Origin of the sequence: Paenibacillus illinoisensis NBRC 15959 (genome assembly GCF_004000925.1) — a bacterium.
GTDB classification, from domain to species: domain Bacteria; phylum Bacillota; class Bacilli; order Paenibacillales; family Paenibacillaceae; genus Paenibacillus; species Paenibacillus illinoisensis.
This window is the reverse complement of record NZ_BIME01000007.1, coordinates 153124-174605: the sequence shown is the minus strand read 5'-3', so window position 1 is coordinate 174605 and position 21482 is coordinate 153124. Positions and strand designations below refer to the sequence as shown.

General features: G+C 45.5%; 29 protein-coding genes. 5 read left to right on the top strand and 24 right to left on the bottom strand.

Features of this window, described 5'->3' with window-relative positions:
• Positions 1-92 precede the first annotated feature (92 nt).
• From PIL01S_RS18155 to PIL01S_RS18135, 6 genes are all read right to left on the bottom strand, one after another.
• The gene (locus PIL01S_RS18155; protein ID WP_127538730.1) at positions 93-539 is read right to left on the bottom strand and encodes a GNAT family N-acetyltransferase; all 447 of its coding nucleotides are present in this window, start codon (positions 537-539) and stop codon (positions 93-95) included.
• A 69-nt stretch (positions 540-608) separates the two neighbouring features.
• Positions 609-938 (bottom strand): GRAM domain-containing protein, encoded by a 330-nt coding sequence (locus PIL01S_RS18150; RefSeq protein WP_127538729.1) that lies wholly within the window; start codon positions 936-938, stop codon positions 609-611.
• Positions 939-1134: 196 nt separating this feature from the next.
• On the bottom strand, positions 1135-1953 hold the full coding sequence (locus PIL01S_RS18145) for a purine-nucleoside phosphorylase (RefSeq protein WP_127538728.1): 819 nt from the start codon (positions 1951-1953) through the stop codon (positions 1135-1137).
• Between the two features lie 127 nt (positions 1954-2080).
• Positions 2081-2470: an immunity protein TriTu family protein gene (locus PIL01S_RS18140; protein WP_127538727.1), complete on the bottom strand. Its 390-nt coding sequence runs from the start codon at positions 2468-2470 to the stop codon at positions 2081-2083.
• Positions 2471-2530: 60 nt separating this feature from the next.
• On the bottom strand, positions 2531-2701 hold the full coding sequence (locus PIL01S_RS29545) for a hypothetical protein (RefSeq protein ID WP_164764272.1): 171 nt from the start codon (positions 2699-2701) through the stop codon (positions 2531-2533).
• Positions 2702-2792: 91 nt separating this feature from the next.
• The gene (locus PIL01S_RS18135; RefSeq protein ID WP_127538726.1) at positions 2793-4862 is read right to left on the bottom strand and encodes a helix-turn-helix domain-containing protein; all 2070 of its coding nucleotides are present in this window, start codon (positions 4860-4862) and stop codon (positions 2793-2795) included.
• 147 nt (positions 4863-5009) lie between these two features.
• Here PIL01S_RS18135 and PIL01S_RS18130 point away from each other — a divergent pair, with 147 nt between their 5' ends.
• The 4 genes from PIL01S_RS18130 (at position 5010) to sdaAA (ending at position 9388) form a co-directional block, all read left to right on the top strand.
• Entirely contained in the window at positions 5010-6248 is a 1239-nt protein-coding gene (locus PIL01S_RS18130; protein WP_174818709.1) for an MFS transporter, read from the top strand.
• A gap of 110 nt (positions 6249-6358) precedes the next feature.
• Positions 6359-7789: a M20 family metallopeptidase gene (locus tag PIL01S_RS18125; RefSeq protein WP_127538862.1), complete on the top strand. Its 1431-nt coding sequence runs from the start codon at positions 6359-6361 to the stop codon at positions 7787-7789.
• 4 nt (positions 7790-7793) lie between these two features.
• Positions 7794-8462, top strand: a complete 669-nt coding sequence (sdaAB, locus tag PIL01S_RS18120; RefSeq protein ID WP_127538725.1) for an L-serine ammonia-lyase, iron-sulfur-dependent subunit beta — start codon at positions 7794-7796, stop codon at positions 8460-8462.
• 50 nt (positions 8463-8512) lie between these two features.
• The gene (gene sdaAA / locus PIL01S_RS18115) at positions 8513-9388 is read left to right on the top strand and encodes an L-serine ammonia-lyase, iron-sulfur-dependent, subunit alpha (protein WP_095359693.1); all 876 of its coding nucleotides are present in this window, start codon (positions 8513-8515) and stop codon (positions 9386-9388) included.
• Between the two features lie 154 nt (positions 9389-9542).
• Here sdaAA and PIL01S_RS18110 read toward each other — a convergent pair whose 3' ends face one another.
• From PIL01S_RS18110 to PIL01S_RS18025, 18 genes are all read right to left on the bottom strand, one after another.
• Positions 9543-9890, bottom strand: a complete 348-nt coding sequence (locus PIL01S_RS18110) for a hypothetical protein (protein WP_127538724.1) — start codon at positions 9888-9890, stop codon at positions 9543-9545.
• 93 nt (positions 9891-9983) lie between these two features.
• Positions 9984-10856 (bottom strand): aminoglycoside phosphotransferase family protein, encoded by an 873-nt coding sequence (locus tag PIL01S_RS18105; RefSeq protein ID WP_127538723.1) that lies wholly within the window; start codon positions 10854-10856, stop codon positions 9984-9986.
• A gap of 92 nt (positions 10857-10948) precedes the next feature.
• Positions 10949-11428 (bottom strand): DinB family protein, encoded by a 480-nt coding sequence (locus tag PIL01S_RS18100; RefSeq protein WP_127538722.1) that lies wholly within the window; start codon positions 11426-11428, stop codon positions 10949-10951.
• An 87-nt stretch (positions 11429-11515) separates the two neighbouring features.
• Positions 11516-11986 carry a GNAT family N-acetyltransferase gene (locus PIL01S_RS18095; RefSeq protein WP_246058440.1) on the bottom strand — a complete coding sequence of 157 codons (471 nt, stop codon included), beginning with the start codon at positions 11984-11986 and terminating at the stop codon, positions 11516-11518.
• Between the two features lie 512 nt (positions 11987-12498).
• Positions 12499-13044: a GrpB family protein gene (locus PIL01S_RS18090; protein WP_127538721.1), complete on the bottom strand. Its 546-nt coding sequence runs from the start codon at positions 13042-13044 to the stop codon at positions 12499-12501.
• Between the two features lie 105 nt (positions 13045-13149).
• Complete coding sequence (locus tag PIL01S_RS18085; protein ID WP_127538720.1) at positions 13150-13674, bottom strand: DinB family protein; 525 nt, start codon at positions 13672-13674, stop codon at positions 13150-13152.
• A gap of 67 nt (positions 13675-13741) precedes the next feature.
• The gene (locus PIL01S_RS18080; protein ID WP_127538719.1) at positions 13742-14164 is read right to left on the bottom strand and encodes a DUF1801 domain-containing protein; all 423 of its coding nucleotides are present in this window, start codon (positions 14162-14164) and stop codon (positions 13742-13744) included.
• A 231-nt stretch (positions 14165-14395) separates the two neighbouring features.
• Positions 14396-14878: a hypothetical protein gene (locus tag PIL01S_RS18075; RefSeq protein ID WP_127538718.1), complete on the bottom strand. Its 483-nt coding sequence runs from the start codon at positions 14876-14878 to the stop codon at positions 14396-14398.
• A 27-nt stretch (positions 14879-14905) separates the two neighbouring features.
• Positions 14906-15448 carry an HAD-IIIA family hydrolase gene (locus PIL01S_RS18070; RefSeq protein WP_127538717.1) on the bottom strand — a complete coding sequence of 181 codons (543 nt, stop codon included), beginning with the start codon at positions 15446-15448 and terminating at the stop codon, positions 14906-14908.
• Between the two features lie 74 nt (positions 15449-15522).
• On the bottom strand, positions 15523-15762 hold the full coding sequence (locus PIL01S_RS18065; RefSeq protein ID WP_127538716.1) for a DUF3977 family protein: 240 nt from the start codon (positions 15760-15762) through the stop codon (positions 15523-15525).
• A 29-nt stretch (positions 15763-15791) separates the two neighbouring features.
• On the bottom strand, positions 15792-16199 hold the full coding sequence (locus PIL01S_RS18060) for an NUDIX hydrolase (RefSeq protein WP_127538715.1): 408 nt from the start codon (positions 16197-16199) through the stop codon (positions 15792-15794).
• A gap of 19 nt (positions 16200-16218) precedes the next feature.
• Positions 16219-17160 carry a GNAT family N-acetyltransferase gene (locus PIL01S_RS18055; RefSeq protein WP_127538714.1) on the bottom strand — a complete coding sequence of 314 codons (942 nt, stop codon included), beginning with the start codon at positions 17158-17160 and terminating at the stop codon, positions 16219-16221.
• Between the two features lie 18 nt (positions 17161-17178).
• Positions 17179-17658, bottom strand: coding sequence for a GNAT family N-acetyltransferase (locus PIL01S_RS18050; RefSeq protein ID WP_127538713.1), 480 nt, complete (start codon positions 17656-17658; stop codon positions 17179-17181).
• A 21-nt stretch (positions 17659-17679) separates the two neighbouring features.
• Complete coding sequence (locus PIL01S_RS18045) at positions 17680-18165, bottom strand: DinB family protein (RefSeq protein ID WP_127538712.1); 486 nt, start codon at positions 18163-18165, stop codon at positions 17680-17682.
• A 29-nt stretch (positions 18166-18194) separates the two neighbouring features.
• Positions 18195-18644: a hypothetical protein gene (locus tag PIL01S_RS18040; RefSeq protein WP_127538711.1), complete on the bottom strand. Its 450-nt coding sequence runs from the start codon at positions 18642-18644 to the stop codon at positions 18195-18197.
• Between the two features lie 142 nt (positions 18645-18786).
• The gene (locus tag PIL01S_RS18035; protein WP_127538710.1) at positions 18787-19230 is read right to left on the bottom strand and encodes a GNAT family N-acetyltransferase; all 444 of its coding nucleotides are present in this window, start codon (positions 19228-19230) and stop codon (positions 18787-18789) included.
• A 57-nt stretch (positions 19231-19287) separates the two neighbouring features.
• Positions 19288-19716: a GNAT family N-acetyltransferase gene (locus PIL01S_RS18030; protein ID WP_174818708.1), complete on the bottom strand. Its 429-nt coding sequence runs from the start codon at positions 19714-19716 to the stop codon at positions 19288-19290.
• A 164-nt stretch (positions 19717-19880) separates the two neighbouring features.
• A complete protein-coding gene (locus PIL01S_RS18025) occupies positions 19881-21104 on the bottom strand; it encodes an amidohydrolase family protein (protein ID WP_127538708.1) in 1224 nt (407 codons plus the stop codon).
• A gap of 152 nt (positions 21105-21256) precedes the next feature.
• Here PIL01S_RS18025 and PIL01S_RS18020 point away from each other — a divergent pair, with 152 nt between their 5' ends.
• Positions 21257-21448, top strand: a complete 192-nt coding sequence (locus tag PIL01S_RS18020) for a hypothetical protein (RefSeq protein ID WP_127538707.1) — start codon at positions 21257-21259, stop codon at positions 21446-21448.
• The last annotated feature ends 34 nt before the right edge of the window (positions 21449-21482 follow it).

Sequence of the window (21482 nt, the reverse complement as noted above, 5' to 3'; positions counted from 1 at the left end):
TTAGGATAAGGATGCAGGAAAGTATAATAGAAATGTTCAATAGACCCATTCAAGAATTAAATGAATGGGCCTCTCTTTATGCCATTTAACGATCAATTTTCTGTTAGCTGTACGGACATAAACACATCTACCTCATCTTCACGATCTACAACAAACCCGAAACGTTCATATAAATGCTTCGCCCGGCTTCCCTGCAGCACATTCAATATGACACGTTTACCTCTGGCTTCGTCCTTTTCCAGTAGCTTTTGCAACACTTCGGTTCCAATCCTCCTGCCCTGCACATCCGGATGAATATAAAAGTGCTCCAGCAGAACACCTCCAGCCGTAGGCTTCAGTGACACACAACCTACAGGTGAACCCTCCAGCTGAATTATCCATGTATAGATCGGATCGAATGTGTTCCGGAAACGTTCCCGAACCTTCACCTCGTCATACCTTCCCAATCTGGTCAGATCATCATACAGAACCAGGGCACGCAAATCAGCAAGCCGCTCCACATCTTCCTGCACAGCTTGATGCATCTCTAGTTGGTTCATTAATACAACCTCCGTATTCATTACTCCAAATCCCTGTTTCTTCGTATATGTATTACCACTTACACATTTCTACATCAATTCATTATCCATTTTCTTGGCACGTATAATCTCGCGAATAATCTTCGAACGGTTCCAAACGACAAATTTGAAGACAAGTCCATCCTCCATCGTAATGGAAATACCATTAGGAATGATTCCCCATGTCTTTCGTTTCTCAATCTTGGTCATGCCCCAGATCTCAAGTTGAAGCCATTCGGTCTGAATATTCAGGCCATGTGGGATAAAGACCAATCGTTCATTGGTAAGGAACAGCTTCCCTCCAACGCCTTCAAATCCCCTTAACCAGTTCGCATTAATCCGTTCAAAAATGACGTATTCCGTTGAACCCAACTCTTCCATTGCTGTCAGTCTCCTTTGATCAGCCGATCTTGATTATTCTACCAGTTTGAATCTCTCTTATTATAGGTCGTTTCTGCCCGTTTAGGAATATTTTTGCACATGATTATGATCAAAAAAAGCATAGTCCACCGGATATCATCCGTCATGAACAATGCTTTTTCAATGGTTACTATGAAACGGGTTAGGGCTTTCTTCCCTACATCTCTTGCAGGATGCCTTTGACAAGCCCGATAAAGGTCGTCTTCACTTTTGCAGCCACTTCGATGACTTCATCATGACTGAGCGGCTGATCCAGAATGCCGCAGGCCATGTTGGTCAGACAGGAAATGCCCAGCACCTTCATGCCGGCATGGATGGCTACGATCGCTTCGGGAACCGTAGACATACCTACAGCATCCGCGCCCATCGTCCGAATCATGCGGATCTCGGCTGGTGTCTCATACGCAGGGCCACTCCACCACGCATACACCCCTTGCTGCAGGCTGACCTTCTGCTCTTCCGCAACCTTAAGCGCAATACTGCGCAACTCACGGCTATATACCTGGGACACGTCAGGGAAACGGACACCGAGTTCGGCGTTATTGGGTCCCATCAATGGATTGTTGCCTACCAGGTTAATGTGATCCGTAATGAGCATCAGCTGACCTGGCTGGAAGCTTGTGTTGATCGCTCCGCAGGCATTTGTAATGATCAATTGCTCAACACCCAGCGCCTTCATGATACGAACCGGAAACGTCACTTCATCCAGCGTGAACCCTTCATAATAATGAAGACGTCCTTTCATCGCGACGACGGTTTTGCCCATTAGTTCGCCAATGACCAGCTCGTTAGCGTGACCAACAGCTTCAGATTGTGCAAAGTATGGAATATCCGTATAGGGAATAACTGTAGCATTCTCGATCTCGTCCGCAAGTGCTCCCAGCCCTGAACCGAGGATCATGCCTACAACAGGCTTGGTGTTAATTCGGTTTAATATGTAATCTCTAGCTTCTTGAATATGTTCGGATTGATGCATGAATGGTTTCCTCCTGATCATCTGTAATGGGGATTCGTATGACTATACCTCAAGTGTAATGAACAATGGACATGATGTAAATGGAAGTCGGCAACCAACACTTCTGGACAGTCTCACGCTGTATACGTTAAGCATTAACACCCGTCTGTAACACTTGGAAATAACCTTGCAAAAGCTTATCAAAATCAGGAGTCTCTTCCTGAATCTGCTCTATATACTTCCACAAGATCAATTCTTCCGTTTCGATGTTTATTACCTCGTATTCCATTTGTCCGGACTCCCAGACAGTCACTTGGCCCATGGCACACCCTGATTCATGAACAAACCCGGTCGAGGGGTCGGGAATATACTGTTCTTTCACATGGCTACGGTTCACCGGTTCTGTAGTAATATGAAGCGTTCGCAGCGGGCCTGCCTTCAGTTCGGCCCATTGTGTGAAGTTCTTTTGAAGCAACGTGATATGCACCTCCCAAACGACTGGCATGGCCAAGATTCTAATGGTTTCCTTTCTAGTCATTATACTTCACCTGTGCACACAAAAAACGACCCTCAGCCAGAGAGTCGGTTGCCATGGTATTTAATTCAGTGAATGTGCGGTTCTGCTTTTTATAATATCCATCCCCATCATCAGAAGCAGCATCAGTGTGGCGAACATCAACGGCTTGTTAAGGGTGCCCTCAGCAAAAATAAAATAGGTGAATGTGACATTGCCCATAAAAGCAATCAGGTAATTGCGGATGTGATTCATCTTCTCACCCTCATTTCGGGACTTTATTTGAAAAACGCCTAATTCTATTTTTAACGCTATCACATTTTACCAAATAAATCCAGATATTCAATCAAGATGAGCGGTATGTCTGCCGCAAATAACAGGCCAGCTGCAGATGAAGCAGGTGCTCCTGGTTACTCAAGGACATGCCCAAAATCTCTTCAATTTTGCGAATCCGCTGATACAGAGTATTGATATGAATATGAAGGGTGGCTGCCGTCTGGGCAGCAGATCCCCCGGAAGCCATATATGTCATTAGCGTTTCCTCCAGTCCGCCGGTCTGCCCTTTGGCAGGTCTTAGCGGCTCAAAGATCTCTGCCATAAACGCATTCAGATCCTCCGCAGATTGCCGGATGAACAAACGGTTGACACCAATATCCGTATAGCGAATGGTGCCCCTTTCTCCCCTTGTCTTCTGATACGCCAGTGCCTTATCGGCTTCCTGGAATCCCGTATTAATCGCATCTAAGCCTGATCGGATTGAACTTAAGCCTCCGAATAATTTCACCTGATTTCGATTCTCCCAATCCTTCACCAGGGAGCTGAACTGCTGCTCCAGCTTACCGGGTTTAAACGCATCAGTCACGATCAGCAGCAAGGTCATTCGCCTCTCATCCCCAAACGCAACTGGCAGCGTTCCGCTTGGCATTTTCTCTCTCAGATAAGCAATGAGCTGAACGGATAATGGACTATATGTGGATGGGTTCACCCGATCTGCAAACTCCAAATGGCCGACTACGATGGTTGTTGAAGGACCGACCCCGATCTCCCCCGACTTCTGCCAGTAATCCTCCGAGTCCTGACTAAGTCTCAGTTCATTGAAGAATTGCTGTGTTTTCTTGAAGTAAAATTCAGCCAGAGACTGCTTGCGCATCAATTCAAGAGCCAGAATGGAGCTCCCCTGCTCCAGCGCAATTAACTGCAATGGTTCCAGCGGAGTATTCATCTGCATGATCAGATAACCGAGACATTGATTAGCCGAAGCAATCGGGTACAAATATTGAAATACCTGGCTTTCTTCCCCCTTGATACATGTCAGATAATCAGGATGATGCAAGGATTCGTACAGATTCCGCAGTTTCTCCATATCCCAATCATTCAGGACGCTGCTCCGTTTGGGAATCCATTCATTATCAATAAAATCGATAAATACGATTGGCACGCCAATGATACGTGTCAATTCGTTAACGATGGATACCGCACCTTTATTTTGGAGGGACAGCCGCATTAAGGATGAGTGAATCTCATCTCGTTTAATGAGCGTCTCGTTCCGTTTGCTCAGATCCTCATAGAGCTGGGCATTCGTGATGGCAATGGAAACCTGGTCGGCAAAGCTCTGCAGCAGTCTTACATCCGATTCCGTGAATATGGGGACCCTACCTTTTTGATAAACGATTAACACGCAATCCGGCTTGCCTCCCACCTTGATCGGCACCGAAATGATTGACCCGATATTCTGAAAGTCGTATGCCGAATTCAAATGATCCTTGTTGTCAGGGGTCATGTTGCCAAAGTCATCTTCCACTGTGGAGAAACTGTTGTAAAGCTTGGGTGTGCCTCGCTTGAATGTATTGCCAATAATGCCTTCACCCGGCTTCAGCTTCATTTTCATCATGTCCTCGCCCATTTCTCCAGCTCTCGCCTTAACCTTCAGTGCATCAATTGAAGGATCGTATCTCCATAACACCCCGATACATTCATAAGGAATGACCGATAGCGCACTCACCAAAATCCGGCCCAACAGCTCATTCAGATCTAACAACTGAGTCACATCACGGATACTGTTCATGATTTCGTTCAAGGCACGTTCATGCTTGCTGGCCACAGCCTCCGTATAATACGGGTAGAGTAATGAGGATAACGTAACTAAATCTTCCGCAGAAAAGTGCCAGTTCATAAAGACACGAATTGCCACACATACATTGTTACTATATGGTAGAAAAACTAACACAACATCATCTGATTCGTGCTCTACTTTGGGGTGTTGAAGAGGGAGACTTTCATCAAAACTAGGTGGTATACTTTCCTTTTTGCCAATGGCTTCATTCAGCCCCCAATCTTCCCAATTACTGCTGATCCAAACCTCATAATCGCATTTCCCCAACCGTTCTCTCAGGATTTCATGTAAGATTCCATTCAACAGAGCCGCCCCCAAGTCAATGTAGGTTTTCACATAAAACTACAATTTATTATACATATATATACATTGTGTTGTAACCCCCTCATCCTGTAACTTTATATCAACACAGAAATCAAGTTAACAATCGATGAGAAAGAAGGTAACACAATGTCCAAAATCATGCACAGCAAACACTTCAAGTACATTGTTCTCGCTCTCTTGTTTCTCGGCTGGTGCCTAGGCAACCTGGATCGCTTCGTCATCAACTATGCCATTGTGGGAATAACTCAGGACCTGGGTCTGGGCGCTTCCGCACAAGGCATCATCCTCAGCAGCTTTTTCCTCGGGTATGCCATTATGCAAATCCCAGGCGGAGCTCTCGCCGACCGTTTCGGCTACCGTAAGGTCATTCTTGTTTCCTTGTTCTCCTGGTCCATATTCACCATTCTGACCGGTTCCGCCTGGTCTTTACTCTCTCTTATCTTCGTTCGTTTCCTGTTTGGTATTGGTGAAGGCAGCTTCTTCCCTTCCGGTTCCAAAGCTATCGCCACCAACTTCCCGGTCAATCAGCGAAGTGGTGCCATGTCGATCATGCTGGCGTCCGCTGCAATTATGGGGGTTGTCACTCCTATTCTGACTGGACATGCCCTTGTGACCATTGGCTGGCGTAACCTGTTCTATATCATAGGTGTGGTGGGTATCCTCATCACTGCCCTCATGTTCTTTTTACTCAAAGAACCGGCTAAACCTTCACTCGCTGCCTCTGCCTCGGGACAACAACCCAAAACATCGCTTAAAGACGTCTTGAAAACACCGCTGATCTGGAATTTGTTTATTAGCTATTTCAGCATTTATGCTGTGAACTGGGGCCTTCAATCCTGGATGCCAACCTACATGGTGAATGTCCGGGGATTGGATATGACGCAAATGGGACTGCTCTCAGCCATCCCGGCTGTCGTCAGCATTTTCACCATGCTCCTCAGTGGCTATGTGCTTGACCGTATCCCGGCTGGCAAAGATCGGATTATCGCTTCCGTATTCGGTGTACTTGTTGCCTTCTTCCTGTACCTCATGGGCTCCTCGGGAATCATTGCTACATTTATTACGTACATGACAATCGTAACGGCCATGGCTGGATTTATTTCCACGCTGATCATTTCAAAATCACTAAAAACCATGCCCGAATCTATTGTCGCAACGGCCAATGGATTCATTAACACAGGTGCACAGCTCGCCGGTTTCCTGACACCGATGCTGATCGGATTTCTGGTAGAGGCTTCAGGGGGATCTTATGCAACGGCCTTCATCATGTTGATCGCCTTCGCCCTCATCTGCTCCCTTTCGTTATTCTTCTCGCGTCGTTCGAAACAAGACAGTGGTTCTGAAGTGCAGGCGACGGCCGTTTAAAGACGCAGCTTAGTACCCTTTTTCTCGATAAAAAAATCACGCATAACAAACAAGCCATTTCGTGCTCACCATAAAATACATGTAAAGAGGTGTATCCCATGACAACAACGATTGATCTAACCCAATATATATCCGATGCCATTGAAGGAAAACGCGAGTTGTTCACCCAAGCTAGTGACCGAATCTGGGAATTTGCAGAGACAAGGTTCGATGAATTTCAATCTGCAGAGCTGCTGATAGAATTGCTGGAATCGGAAGGCTTCACGATCGAGAGAGGTGTTGCCGGACTGGAGACCGGATTCATCGCCTCTTATGGTACGGGGCTGCCTGTTATTGCCTTACTGGGCGAATATGACGCACTGGCTGATCTCAGCCAGGAAGCCGGAATCAGCACATACCAGCCCGTTCAGCCGCGTGGTAACGGTCATGGATGCGGACATAACCTGCTCGGCATAGGCGCTGTGGCTGCGGCAGTCGCAGTCAAAGACTATCTTCAGGAGCATCCGGAAACCCAAGGAACGGTGCGTTTCTATGGATGCCCGGCCGAGGAAAGCGGATATGGAAAAACGTATCTTGCTCGCGAGGGCTACTTCAAAGACGTGGATGCTGCACTCTCCTGGCACCCTCACTCCATGAATGCCGTTATGCATGGAAGCTCTAATGCGGTCATTCACGGCACGTTTACTTTTAAAGGCATCAGTGCTCATGCTGCAGCCGCTCCCCACCTGGGCCGAAGTGCTCTCGATGCCGTTGAGCTGATGAACATCGGTTCAAATTATATGCGGGAGCACATGATTGATCAGGCCCGAATTCACTACGCCATTACCAACTCGGGCGGTTTGGCACCCAATGTCGTGCAGGCGGAAGCCGAGGTCACTTATCTCGTTCGAGCACCGAAGAGCGCTCAGGTACGGAGTCTGTTTGAACGTCTGGTGAAGGTCGCAGAAGGGGCTGCCTTGATGACGGAAACCACGATGGATTTTAAATATGAAGGCGCATGCGCCAACCTGATTCCGAACAGCACGCTTGAGAAAGTGATGCATCAGCATCTAGTGGCTTTCGGTGCACCCGAATATGCAGAGGACGAATACGATTATGCCAAAGCCATCTATGAGACGCTGCCGCTCCAAAATCAGCAGGAAGCTGGCGCGTTAGTTGGTCCTGAGCTCTCCCCTCTTCTGGCTGAGCGACCGCTGCCGAACTTTATTGCTCCTTATTCGGATGAGAAGGAGACCTTCATGGGTGGATCAACCGATGTAGCGGATGTCAGCTGGAATGTGCCAACCGCGCAGTGTATTACCACCACGATGGCCTTTGGCACGCCGCTTCATGCTTGGCAAACCGTTGCCCAGGGCAAGAGCAGTTTTGCTCACAAGGGCATGCTGCTCGCTGCCAAAGCGATGGCAGCTACGGCCATTGAATCCATTTTGCATCCAGAGATCATCAAGGAAGCACAACAGGAGTTGCTGGACAGACTCGGCGGGGAAGTGTACGACTGCCTCGTTCCCGCAGATGTGCAGCCTCCCAAACGGGGAGAATGAGACTGTGAGGTTCAAAGACGTATTTTCCATTATCGGTCCAGCCATGGTTGGACCGTCAAGCTCCCACACTGCTGGAGCAGCACGGATTGGACGCACGGCTCGACAACTGTTCGGCGAATGCCCTTCCCATGCGGAAATCATCATGTTTGGCTCTTTTGCCGCAACGTACAAAGGACATGGTACCGACACGGCCATCGTTGGCGGTCTGCTGGATATGGACACGGATGATCCCGGTTTACCCGAGGCTTTTGCCCATGCAGACATGGCTGGCATGCAAACTGTCATCCGTCCGGGAACAGGTCTGTATCCGCATCCGAACACGACAGAGATTGTACTGACCAACGCAGCGGGAACTCGGACATTAAACATGATCGGTACGTCAATAGGCGGAGGGAATATCGAAATTGTCCGGATTAACGGCTACAACTTGAAGCTGACGGCTCTCTATCCTACACTCATCATTCGTCATAGCGATGAACCAGGTGTCATTGCTGTCGTCACCCGCCTGCTTGTGGATAATCACATCAATATTGGACACATGTCCGTGGATCGCAAGAACCGGCGGGGTGAAGCCATGATGGTGCTCGAATGTGATGGCCGGATCGACCCCGCCGTGGTGCGGCAGATTGAAGTGATTCCGGAAGTCCAGGAAGTCACGCTGCTCCATCTTTAATTTGAATATTGGAATTGATTTCCGCTTAATAGATAAAGGAGCCTACGCCAATGAACTTTCGAACGCTAAAACAACTTGCCGAACTGGCGGAGACCCGCAATCTTTCCCTCGGCCAGCTCATGCTGGAAGAGCAATGTCATGAATCAGGGGAGGACACGGGAACCGTGTTCGGCCAGATGCAAGAGTATTATGAGATTATGAAAAGTGCGGTGCATCAAGGTCTTCACACCGATACCACTTCCAAAAGCGGATTAACTGGAGGAGACGCCCGTAAATTGATGGCTTTTCGCGCAGATGGACAATCCATGCTCGGGGACCATGCCAGTCTGTCCATGAGTTACGCACTTGCGGTATCCGAGGTCAATGCCTCGATGGGCCGAATTATTGCTACACCGACGGCGGGTTCCTGCGGCATTATTCCCGGGGTATTTATCAGCAGCCAGGAGCGATTCGGCTGGACCGATGAACAGATGGTCTACGGCCTGTTCGCCTCCGGGGCAATCGGTTATGTCATTGCTAACAATTCGTTCATCTCTGGTGCGGAAGGCGGGTGTCAGGCAGAAGTGGGGTCAGCCATCGGGATGGCAGCTGGAGCGCTGGTGGATATCCGGGGCGGGTCCCCTTCCCAGGCCATCCACGCCGTTGGACTTGCGCTGAAGAATACCCTTGGTCTGATCTGCGATCCGGTAGCCGGGCTTGTCGAGATTCCGTGCATCGTACGGAACGGTTTTGGTGCCATTACTGCTCTCGGAGCCGCCGATATGGCGCTGGCCGGAGTCCGCAGTGTTATCCCTTCCGATGAGGTGGTACAGGTCATGCTTGAGGTTGGATCGGCCATGCCTGAATCATTACGCGAAACGGCAGGCGGCGGCCTCGCCCAAACGCCGACAGGGCGCAAAATCACACGGGATTTGCAGCATAAATAAAGATCAGGCATGTCATTTACACTCAGGGAGACGGTCAGAACGCCTCAAGGTAAATGCATGCCTGTTTTTTTGTTTGATGTATATGATGTATTTCAACCAATAAACAGCTCGTACATTCTTCAGATAAGTTCTGTTGGACAAAAGGGGGGTACAGCTATAGCTTGTCCACCTGCAGCAGCGTAACCTGTTTTACGGTACACGCAGGACTGATTTGCTCTTCGGATAGCACGTTCAGCTTAATCAGGCTTTTCAGCTTATGACTATCTACCTTGGACAGCAGTCGCCAAATATCCGGATCAGGCAGTGCGGCATAAAGCTTCTGATCATCATATTCCTTGCGGTGCTGAAGCACCGTTTTCACCGTATAACCTCCAACCTGTGTCTCATATACCCCTTGTTCGGCACAATATGCGACAATCTCATCTCGAAGTACAGATAATTGCTGCTCAATCTCTTTTTGCTGCTGCTTCAGTTGAAAATAGGTTTGCACCTTCTGTTCCATGACCTATCACGCTCCTCTATACCATAGGTATGCAGGAAACGATTGTTTAGGACAGGCTATTCTCACATTCTATCAACTTCTTCGGGCACTCCGTCATGATTGCAATAGACTCTCCTTCAAATACGGATTATTACGAACAATTGCACACACCCGCTGTATTACGTTTGGTCCCATGGGTACATCGGCGACGCGGCTTAACAGAATCCAGCGAAGACAAGCCATTGCTTCAAAAACCCCTTCATCCTCCAGCGAGTAACTTGATATACGTCTGAATTCAGCACAATATGTCTCTCCATAACTCTCGCCATTATAGATCGTAATAAGAAAAACAGACCATGCAACATCGTACCTCGGGTCTCCCAGCTGTCCGTTCGTCCAGTCGATAATGGTATAGTCGTCCTCCATTTCAAGAATGTTACCCAGATTATAATCCCCATGGATTAAGCAGTCCTGCCTGAGCTGGACGCATTGAAGAAGGTACGACAGATGAGTGCTTATGTCTTCATAGAGCTCTATGGAAGGAAAGAAATAACCAACAAAATCATACCTGGATATGTACGCTCCATCTTCTCCGGCACCCGCTTCGTTCAATGGATAACGATGGACCTCCATTAAATTTTGAGCCAAATGTGCCAGCTTGGAAGATGTTAATTGGGTAACTGGCGCGCCATCATAGCTCGTTAACAGCACCTGATTATGCTCCTCATCCCTGCCCCAGCCATAAGGTGTGGAGACACGGATACCATTATGGAGTAGTTTGGATAACAGCTTATATTGGTTGCCGACATTCGGTTTCGAATCCTTGTTCCATATCTTCAGAACATACGGCTGATCATCAAGTACGATTTTCAACACATCCGCTTCCAGTCCAGGTGACAAAGGAATGACCTCATAGCCCCCTTTCACCACAAGTCTTAGACGTTCATCCAAGTGGATCCAATTCATACGACTAAGTTCGATGGTCATCACTTCCTCCTCTTCAGCACATGGCCTTATCTCCGTCGGAATAAGTTGCTCTCGCCATTTTTTCTAATAATCATGGGTCTCCCCCCATCCGGTCAGTCAGGTATAATAAGGCCTTTACCGATTACATTGGCGGACACCGGTTCCTTGCCCAATTCTCTCGCCCATACCGACAATTGTCCCATATGGTGTATTTCATGAGCGATGACGTGGCGCATCACTTCTCCCCATGAATCAATGACAACTTTGCCATTCGGTAGATGATCGATATGAGCTTTCTTTTCCATGCTCGTGTCCCACGCCAAAACAAATGCCTCTACATCGGGACGCAGCTTGCGATCGAATTGTCGCACAGCTTCAAGGCTCTTGTAGTGTTCAAAATCTTCCGCTCCATCCGGCTTACCTTGCAGAATCTGAAGCCAGCTCCACTCTACATCAATGATATGGAAAAACGTCTTCAAGATGCTCCCTACCCCGCCTGTACGAGTCCGCAGCAATTCTTCAAGCGGTAGATCCTCACACCACGCATACCACTGTTCACGCACCATCCAGTTATAACGAAAAAAAGTTTCCATTTCCATTCCTCCTTTTCTTGTTGTGTTCTTATCTACTCTTCTGAACGGGTCAATCTCTTTTCATACTGATCTATTACATAATTCCCATTAATTCAAACTCTTCCTAAACGTAACACGCGAATATCCGGTTTGGAAATAATCCTTCTCCAATTTCGATACCGAGTAACCAATCGATTTATAAAATACTAGTGTATCTTCATTACCAGGATGGCCGAGGGTGTGCAGCATAACTTCAGTTACTCCTTTTTCTTGAATCGCTTCACATACATGGTCCAAAAGAGTTTTCCCGATTCCCTTTCTCAGATGCCTGGGCGATACAACGACACCTACGATTTCGTACAATTTTTCATCGTTGTTATACATAAACCCGGCATGTCCTACAATCCTGTTCTTCTCAACCGCAACCCAGTATGCCGAATTATTGGAATGATTTAAATAGCTCGCCCAACGTTCTGGATAGAGGTTAATGATAAAAGCTGGAAACTGCAGCGCATATTCCTCCATTAATTGCTTAACCAATTCCGGATCCTGTGGTTCCAACCGTCGGTAAGATATCACATACATCACCCTTTTATAAAATGGAATAATCCCTAATACCATGTTGACTATAGCTGCTTTTTACGAGCCTTGAAAAGAGCCTCCAAACCAAGATCGACCAGCACAAAGATCATCGCTGCAAATACACCAAACAAGGTTAGAATGATGGTTTCCTTATACATTAAAACATCGATCCCAGCGCCCATGATCAGACAAAATATGTACATGCCGACGAACCCAGCGCACGCGTAACTCATTAATTTTATGATTAGGTAGAGTACATGATTAGTAATTCTGATCTTGTTCACCAAGAAGTCTACTAATATTGACAAAGGTAACCCTATCAAAAAGATCAACGGAGCTGCATATATAGGGTACACAGCAATATAAAAACCAAAATCATAAATTTCACTCATGGATACCAAGCTTGCAGCTAAACTAAACATGATTATGGTTAAAAGTGAAGTTAACAGCTTTCTACCCAGGTTCATTTCACCACTCCAATATGAGTATCCACAATTAATCCAAGGTACTTATACGTCCGAATCCGCCGGTTTCCAGCCTACTTCCTGAGACCACAGATGGGCTTTCTGCAAGATCTCCCACACTACAGGCCCTTTGCCCTCCACATACTTCGAACGTTGTTCCTTGTATAAACTCATGAGCCTGTGCTTTTCCTCCGCATACTTCAGGCAATCCAGTGGATGTTCTCGTAAATAATCCCTAAACAGCAATGTCATCTGCTCCGAAAAACTCCCTGCATGCCTAACGTGTACATGAGTTCGTCTATTCCCAGGTGCTTCGCGGAAATATCTTTTGCTCTGATCCGGATTATCCTCCCTAAACACAAAGCCGGCCCTTTCAATATCAAACTGGAAGTCCGGTAAGTTATCAAGATGCAACACCGAAATTTGAATGTCAATAATGGGTTTGGCGTCTAAATCGGTGATCGAAGTTGATCCGACATGGTCGATGCGAAGAGCCTTTTCTCCTAATGCCTCTCTTAATCGGAGTCCCGTCTCTAAAAACATCACCCTCCATGCCGGGTCATGCGTTGCAATTCTCCATTGCTCTTCCATACAGAAGCTCAACCTCGTTTCGATATGTATTGGCTATATCATAAATAACAAGTCCTATCACGCTTTTGTTAATCATTATCGTGTGTTTATTGTTCATTCGTGCATTTAATTCCCCTTCTCCTTAAACCACTTTCTTAGTTGATTAATATGAGCTTGATGGTAACGATTATGGTCGGCCATATGCCATATTCCCCAGCGTAGTGTGGCTTGTTTTTCATGGTCATGTCCAAAAGTAACAACACGGTCCAAATCAGCATCTGTTAATTGCTCACATGTCTCTTTCAGATCAATTATTACTCCCTCGTATTGAGAGATAAGCGTGTCCCTTGACACTCCACTCACCATCGGAAGGTTATGGTTTTCATCGATCATCGGGCCGTGTTGTTCTCTCAATGACTGGGGCAGCGCTAGTCCTTTAATTCTGTAAACCCAGTTTAGATCAACGTATAGGATATGTTTTATTAACTGAGCCGTACTGTTGAGGTTATGATCGGGTCCCTTGTAGTCTACTTCCTCCTGGGACATTCCTTCTGTAATGGTTTGAAGTCGCTGGCTATTCTCTCTCAACGCTGAATATAACATTCCCACCACCGATGTCATATTGGGTTGGCCTTGCAGGTCATGCAGCATATTATTTATTCCTCCTTGCCTTGTTCATAGCAGCTGTTCATAGCAGCATATGGTACATGAAATATAACTACGGATTCGGATAGGTCTCTTGTAAGAACTTAACCGACTGGTTTATCAGAGCTTTCAAAATATCCACATGAATGTCGGCGACTTTATTAATATACACGCATGCTTTTCCTGTCGTATGTTTCCCTAGGTCCTCTAACAGTGATTCTCGTTCTGTATCTCCAGTTGCAAAATATAAGCTGATTTTCGCTTTTCGGGGTGAGAAACCTACCAGTGGGGCATCGCCTTCATGTCCTGAATCATATTTATAATGATACGAACCAAATCCAATAATGCTCGGTCCCCACATCTTGGCTTCATAACCTGTTGTTTCAGCAAAAATATCCAGCAACGTATAAGCATCCTCACGTTTCTTTGGATGATCCACGCTCTCAATAAACTCAATAACACTATTGTCTGTCTCTTTTGTTTTTTGCTTGTACATTATGATTCACTCCTTTTCAACCTGATTAGCAGATTGGATCTGTTCAGCTCCTCGCAGCTGATGATTCAGTTCATCCAATGATTTTTGTAACAATTCCATTCTCCTCAACCCTGCGTATTGATTACTAATTATGCCTGCAAAACCAATAACCACGACTATAATGAGATAGAGCAATGGAATCCCTCCATAGTGAATTATCTTAATATAACTGCCAATGAGTGCAGCAGATAATTAATTCGTTAAGTCTTTTATTTTCATTGAAAAACTCTCCCAGTCACTACTATATCCTAAATTTGTCCCCCAACCTGCTGACCTTAGATCATCTCCTAATTGGATTAGTTCGTTAATCCCGTCATTGTCCAACTTGGTATTTGGAAAACCTGTGAATGTGGGAAAGTTAGCAAAATACCTATACAATGTCCACAAGTCATTTTCTTGCGATTTCGTAATCATTCCAGCATCTTTACCTGTAACCATTAGTTGGTGAATACCTTCTGTAACATCCTCAATTTTCTCAAGAACTGTATTTTCGTCGTTCCACTTATTATTCATTTGATAATTAATTGTACTCTCCAATTGCACTAAATCGCCCTGAAGTCCAAAGGATAAACCCGAATAGATTTCTCTCAGGTGACTTTCCCTCCAAAATACATACGTGATCAAGGCGATGTTAAATACTATGGAGACAACAATAATGATATTTTTGGTCTTCATTGATTCCCCTCTCTATTAAAAAAACGTCTAGGTATAGACTACTTGGCTTATGATAAAGTTCACAGCATCCCCGAAATGATCAGCAATATAATCCGGCTCGGTCACAGCCCACTTATCCCTATATTTACCTAGAGCTTCATTACCTGCCCCTGTTCTCACCAATATCTTCTTGCAGCCACTGTAATGTGCAGCTAACATGTCGGACCACCGATCTCCAATGACTACACATTTGCTCAGGTCCAAGCGATTCTCTCTTGCTGCTCTCAACAACATTTCCGGTTTGGGCTTCCTGCAGGCGCACTCATCATCATGTTGATGCGGGCAGATATACACCCCGTCAAAACCAAAGTCCGTCATTTCCTTCTCAAATTCTTCCACAGCTGCCTCTCCTCTTGAAACACCCGGTTGGTTCGTAAATCCGTAGATGGGAATCCCATGACTTTTAAGTTTCTCTAAGGAATCTAGCGTAAACGGGAACAGCTCAAATTCACCTGGATAAATAACTTCATCTGTACCACCTATCGTTCCATCACGATCAATAAAAATCGCATGAAATGTATTGGTTGACATGGCTGACCTCCTTATTTAGCTCTCTTTCGCTTCTAGTTTCTATGGTTCCAGGAGTCTTATCTTGACTCCCCGAATCAATATCCAAAGAAACCAAGAATGATTTTTACCTTCTTCACCTTTTTATTCATAAATTTAATTCCCTCTTTTGTATCGATGATCATTACCTTTTTTCCGATCCATACTCTAACGTACACTGACCTAAGACTGAAGGGTTTAGTAAATCCCTTGACCTCGCTTTCCGTACCGTCTTTGTGTTCGAATTCCGTTCGGATGAACCAACGGTTTCCATATCCGATCTCTCTGAACTTTTTCAAAGCATGCTCCTTTTCAAAGCCTCTTCATCTTAGAATTCAATATAAAAGGGCTGCATTTCAGGTCTTAAACAATACTCGATTCGCTGTCTGAAATTCTTCCACGTGACTAGCCTTAAGGCTTCTTCCACCGTGAAATACTTGGTCTCCAGACTTTCGTTGGATACGGTCAGTTGGCCTCCAATTGGCCTTGCCAGAAATAACGTATTCACAATGGATTCCTCCACATTTTGAAATACGCCGCAAAACCGAGTGATTTCAATATCAATCCCCGCTTCTTCCTTCGTCTCCCTAATGGCTGCGGTGTGTAATGATTCGCCGACCTCCACCTGTCCGCCTGGCATTTCCCACCCTCTTCTAGGCCCTTTAATAAGTAATATCTCATTCTGATCATTGATTACAATCGCAGCTGCCGAAACAATATGTTTAGGTGGGGGCATCTTCTCAAGACCTTTCGCTTTAATTTGATTCCGCAGGAATAATCATCTGCTGTACTTCTTGTACTCCAGGAATAAACCCGAGGTTATAATATACGGACTCTGCATCGTTTCCTTCCATGACATACAACCGAAGGATTGAATATTTTCCTTTCAGGATTGTCAAAGCTCTCTGCAGCATATATGTAGCAATACCTCTCCCTCTATGCGATGGGATAACACCAATACTATAGACTGCTGCCTCCGTGTCCTGTAAACAAAGCCGGCAATTGGCGACAAGCTTCCCGGTATTTTTGTCATACACAAGTGTAGACGCTTCCGTAAGGGTCTCATTGGTTAGAGCGGGATCTTCATCAGGTATGAACTGTTCCAACGAAGACTTATTTCTTCTTACCGCCTCAAAACCTCCTACAAAGCTTGCGAAGTCGCATTGAGCTATTTCATTTTCATTTGTAAATCGCTTGGTGCCTGTTGCATCTTCGGTAATTTGAGGACTCTTGATGATCAGATCGTCGTCCCAAGTCACGTCGAATCGTTCAGTGGGACGCTGCATCCAGCGGCATCTGAACTCCACTGGCCAAAATCCAGCTTTGGCAAATAAATGAACCTGGTCCGGAAGAATTTCAAAAGCTTTAATGGCTTGGGTTCGATCAGACCAGCTAACAAGAATCTTTTTCAGAAGCTTCAGTACCTCAAATGATTGATTGAACGGTGGAATGAAAAATAAATGATATATATTATTGGGTGCCATCCGTACCCCACCCATTTTCGATTCTCCCTGGTAGATCCAATACGCATTATTTCGGTTAGCACTGAAACGTTCTTCTCTAAAAAAACCAACAAAGCGCATATTGTAATAAACCGAGCAATATATTCCCCACTCTTCCGGGTCAGCCTTACGAATAGAATATTCGCTGGATAAATCATACGTTTCTATGTTTTCAGACCATTCAGCTACCTGCACTCGTCATTCCCCCACTTTCTATGCCTCGAATTCTTGTATTCTTCTACCGTCATGCACTCGATCTGAGAAGTTTCCTTGTGTGTACTCGTGTATAACCTTATTCCAAAAGTGCTGTGCGGGCACATTGCTTTCAAGCTGGTGTACTTCCCACTGCCCCTTATGCATATCAAATAGTTGTTTAGCTACCGCCGTGCCTATGCCTTCTTTTCTGTATTTTTTCATAATAAAAAACTCCGCAATGGAGAAGTATTTTCGCTCTTCTGATTCTATGCATCTCACTAACACAAAACCAATATAGTTATGCTCTTGTTTGATGACATATGGAAATCGATGATCCACTTCGATCCAATAGTCTTCCAAATAGGGATAGGGCTTAAATAGACCATCATCTTCCACATCACAATGGATAAATTCAGAGAAATCATAACTATAGAATTGCATGAGATTTTGTATGATACCCTTATATTCCTTGGATGCTTGAATTAATTCATAATTCATATCGTGGTTACCACCTCACCTTTAATTAGCTATGTGTAGCATCTTCTTAAAAGCTTCAATCTGTTTTTTATGATGCTTATCATGCGAGATGAATGCCCTTACATACTTCTTAATACTGAATTTCTTTTTGTCTCCATCCTTATATTCTCTTGTATATTCTTCTTCGTCCAATCCAGTAATAGCATGGATAATGTTCATTCGCTTTGCTACAAATTCTTCAACAATTGTATTCTTAAATCTGGTCTTTGAGTATTCCATCGCATTTGCGTTAAATTCATCAAAGTTCAGATGCCTTGCAGTTAATGGTTCTTCCTGTTTGATTTTATAAATAGCTTCCTCATAAAAATATTGATCCCACAACATCATATGCGCGATAACGTCCTTCAAAGTCCATTTGCCTTCAGCTATTGGCGTATTCCAAACCTGCTCAGACAGACTCTCCAACTCTTTCACATATGAAGTAAACGACTTGAATTCCTCAATCATTTCATCCGTAGTTTTAGCCATGATTGTATCGCTCCTTTAAATGATTTTGTTCACCTTACTTTAAGATCGAACTCTTCAGTTTGACCGTTCCATTCTATGCGAAAACTCACACTTGAATCGGCTAGAGGGATTGCTCCGTTACTTATTATGTAGCCAACAAAATATACGTCCTCTGCATTCTTATTAGCAGGTGTCGTTCCCCTTCCCGATCCAGCAGTGGTATCGTAACTGTATTTTATTTCTCCAACCGGCTTCGTATCATCTCCAATATATTTGAAAACCAGTTGTCTTTTATGATTGTCTTCCCCTATTTTTTGGAGAGTTATAAGGTTTGCTGCCCAGTTGTCAGCTGAGCCCTTGTATTCATTTAGAAACTCCAGCTCGGAAACCTCTATATCATAAATGTCATTAGCCATTAATCCAGTATAGACAGAAGACTTTGAGTAACCGCCACTGAGCAAAATGCCCAATATCGCCAAAATTAGAGTTGCATTTTTCAATCTGCATCACTCCTTCCTTGCTTTTAACCATTTGATTTAAAGTCATACACGTTGTACCTTTTCTACTCTTCTACCTTCCCAAAATTTCTCATATTATTAATAACGCTTTTCCATTTGTAATAGTTGTTACACTTTCAAAAATCTACAGCCTTTTCTTCAGAAAATACTGAACTATTCCCTCTGGATATTCATCAATGACTCCAAACACTTCATAGCCCATCTTCTGATAGAACTCTGGAGCCTGGTAGGAAAACGTACTGGTGTGAGCAAGTTTGCACCCCATACTTGAGGCTATGCTTTCCGCTTGCAAGAGGAGAGACTTCCCACTCCCGTGATTTCTATATTCCTCGTCGATCCAAAAGTTATCAATATATAATGTCTCACAGTATGTAGCACAGAAGATTCCACCTACAGCCCGGCCTTCCTTATCCCTTAGAAATAGATTGATGCTTTCTCCTGGCTTCTTTAATAAGCCTTTCGTTTCTCTTACATTGTAGTTATATAAACGATCACAAATGGCTTTGTAGTCATCCTCATGCTCTTCATATACGATTTGTAATTCAACATCTTGCTTTGGGCTATTCATCGCTCTATAACCTCATTTCATTCGATTAGATTTTGTTTGCTCACTTGGTTCGTTCATCTATAGGTATTTCTTAAATGCTTTGCTTGACTCTCCATCGTACCCTAGTTTTTCATAAAAATGATGTGCCTCGCTTCGGGATGCTCCACTGGTTAGAAACATTTTCACACAATTTTTCTGTATACATATATTTTCGATATGCTTCATTAGTGCTGAACCGTATCCCTTGCTCTGAACATGCTCTGTAACAATGACTCGTTCGACTACTCCAAACGGTCTATTCTCCATCAGGGCATCCAGACAAATATGTAAGTGCGCTGTACCAATAACCTTTTGATCGATTTCGCACACAAGCAAGAAACTGTTGGGATTATATTGGATCTCCTCAATCCGTTCTCCCAGCACTTTTGTGTTCAAGTTGTTTGGCAATAATTCTTTGTACAAACGTTCAATAGCCTGCGCATCTCTTGGCTCTGCTTCCCTGATCATCACGCCCACGCTCCTTATTTCTCACACTGGAAAACTAAATCCATCATAACCCAAATCATGGTATATGCGAATAAATTATTCCTCTCTCCTTAGAGGTGTATCTTCATTTAACATCACAAAAAAACCACGGTTTCCCGTGGCTTCACATGATTTCTGCATTTCCCTTATACAGTTCCACTCACCATTTGCCCCTTGTACCAAACCGCCTGCCGGGCAGATTTACGGGCAACGGCTTCCGCCGAGCAGCTCGCCTGAACCAGTACAAAGCTCGCCTCATCGCCTACTTTAGGCCAGACTTGTTTCCCTTCCGAATCCAGCGGTGTAACTCCACCCGTGATGAATCCAAGAGATTGGGACAACGAACGTTCATCATTGTATCCATATAATTCGGCGAAGCGCCCTGCTTTCTCCAGTTGATCCCCGCTGCCAAAAGGTGACCAATGATCGGTCAGGCTGTCTGTGGACAGCTTCACGTTGACCCCCACGCGATGCAGCATCGGAAGAGGCATAACCATTTTGCCGATGGGCACCGTTGAAGTCACGCTCATGCCGAGAGAGGCCATGCGCTTCGCCATATCCTCTGCCTCCTGCGACTCCGCTTGAGCGAACCAAAATGCATGACTCACCGTAACCTTCCCCTGAAGTCCTGCCTCTTCCGTCAGATCAGCGAGTCGCTGCAGCGTTTGCTTGCCCGGCTCGTTGCGATCATGCAGATGGATATCAATCCCCGCCTGATGCTGCACAGCCAGATCTACCATGGCATGCAGCGATTTCTCGATATGCTCGTCCACCGTATGCGGATCAAGTCCACCTACGATTGTAGCCCCTTCTTGCATGGCTTGGCGCATCAGCTCCACCGAATTGGAGCGAAGCAACCCGTGCTGCGGAAATGCCACAATCTCCGAGGAGAGTTTGCCTGAGAAAGTTTCCAGTGCGTGTCTGGTGGCCTCAAGCCGTTTCAACCCGCTGACGGGCTCAATGTTGCAATGGCTGCGTACATGAGTGGACCCATAGCTCTGAATCAGGTGCAGGATACTCTCCGCTTGACGTTTCGCATCAGGCAGCAGCTTGGGCAGCAGCGCCTTCTCTTCTTCAATACGTTCGAAAATGCTGGATATGCGCCTTACAGCTTTCCAAGGTCCATCGTAGTACGTTTTATCCAGGTGAATATGTGCTTCTTCGAACGACGGCAGCAGCAGCTGCCCTTTCCCATCATATTGAGGCAGATCCGTCTGAAGTTCCGTTCCCTCATCCTTAATCTCAATAATGGTTCCGTTCTCCACCCGGAGATGGGCCTTCTTCGTCTGTGTTCCCGTTACCTGGCCCTCTTCCGTAACATAACCTTGCTCCATCGTTACGTTAGTCAACCAATATGCCTGATTTAACATGTCATCCCTCTTTCCACGAAGTGTGCCGTGCATGGTATCGATCATCTGTGCTCTATGGTACCATAGGGGTGAACGAGGCAAAAATATGTAAAACGTTGGTGTTCCATACGAGGATCGTTTGGATCTGACTAGCGGAAAGGTGTGCCCTCAACATGAACAAATGGCTTCATATCCTTGTAAGCGCAATCGCAATTACGCTTTTCATGCTGCTGTACTATACAGTAACCGGGACGTCCCTTTCAGAAGTGCATTGGGGTTCGTACACGGTGATCCTCCTACTTGTTCTAGTTATTCCACAGACGCTCGGAACGATAATCAGAGAACGCAAAAACAGGCACAACTAAGTGCCTGCACCCTATCCACCCTCCTAAACCACTG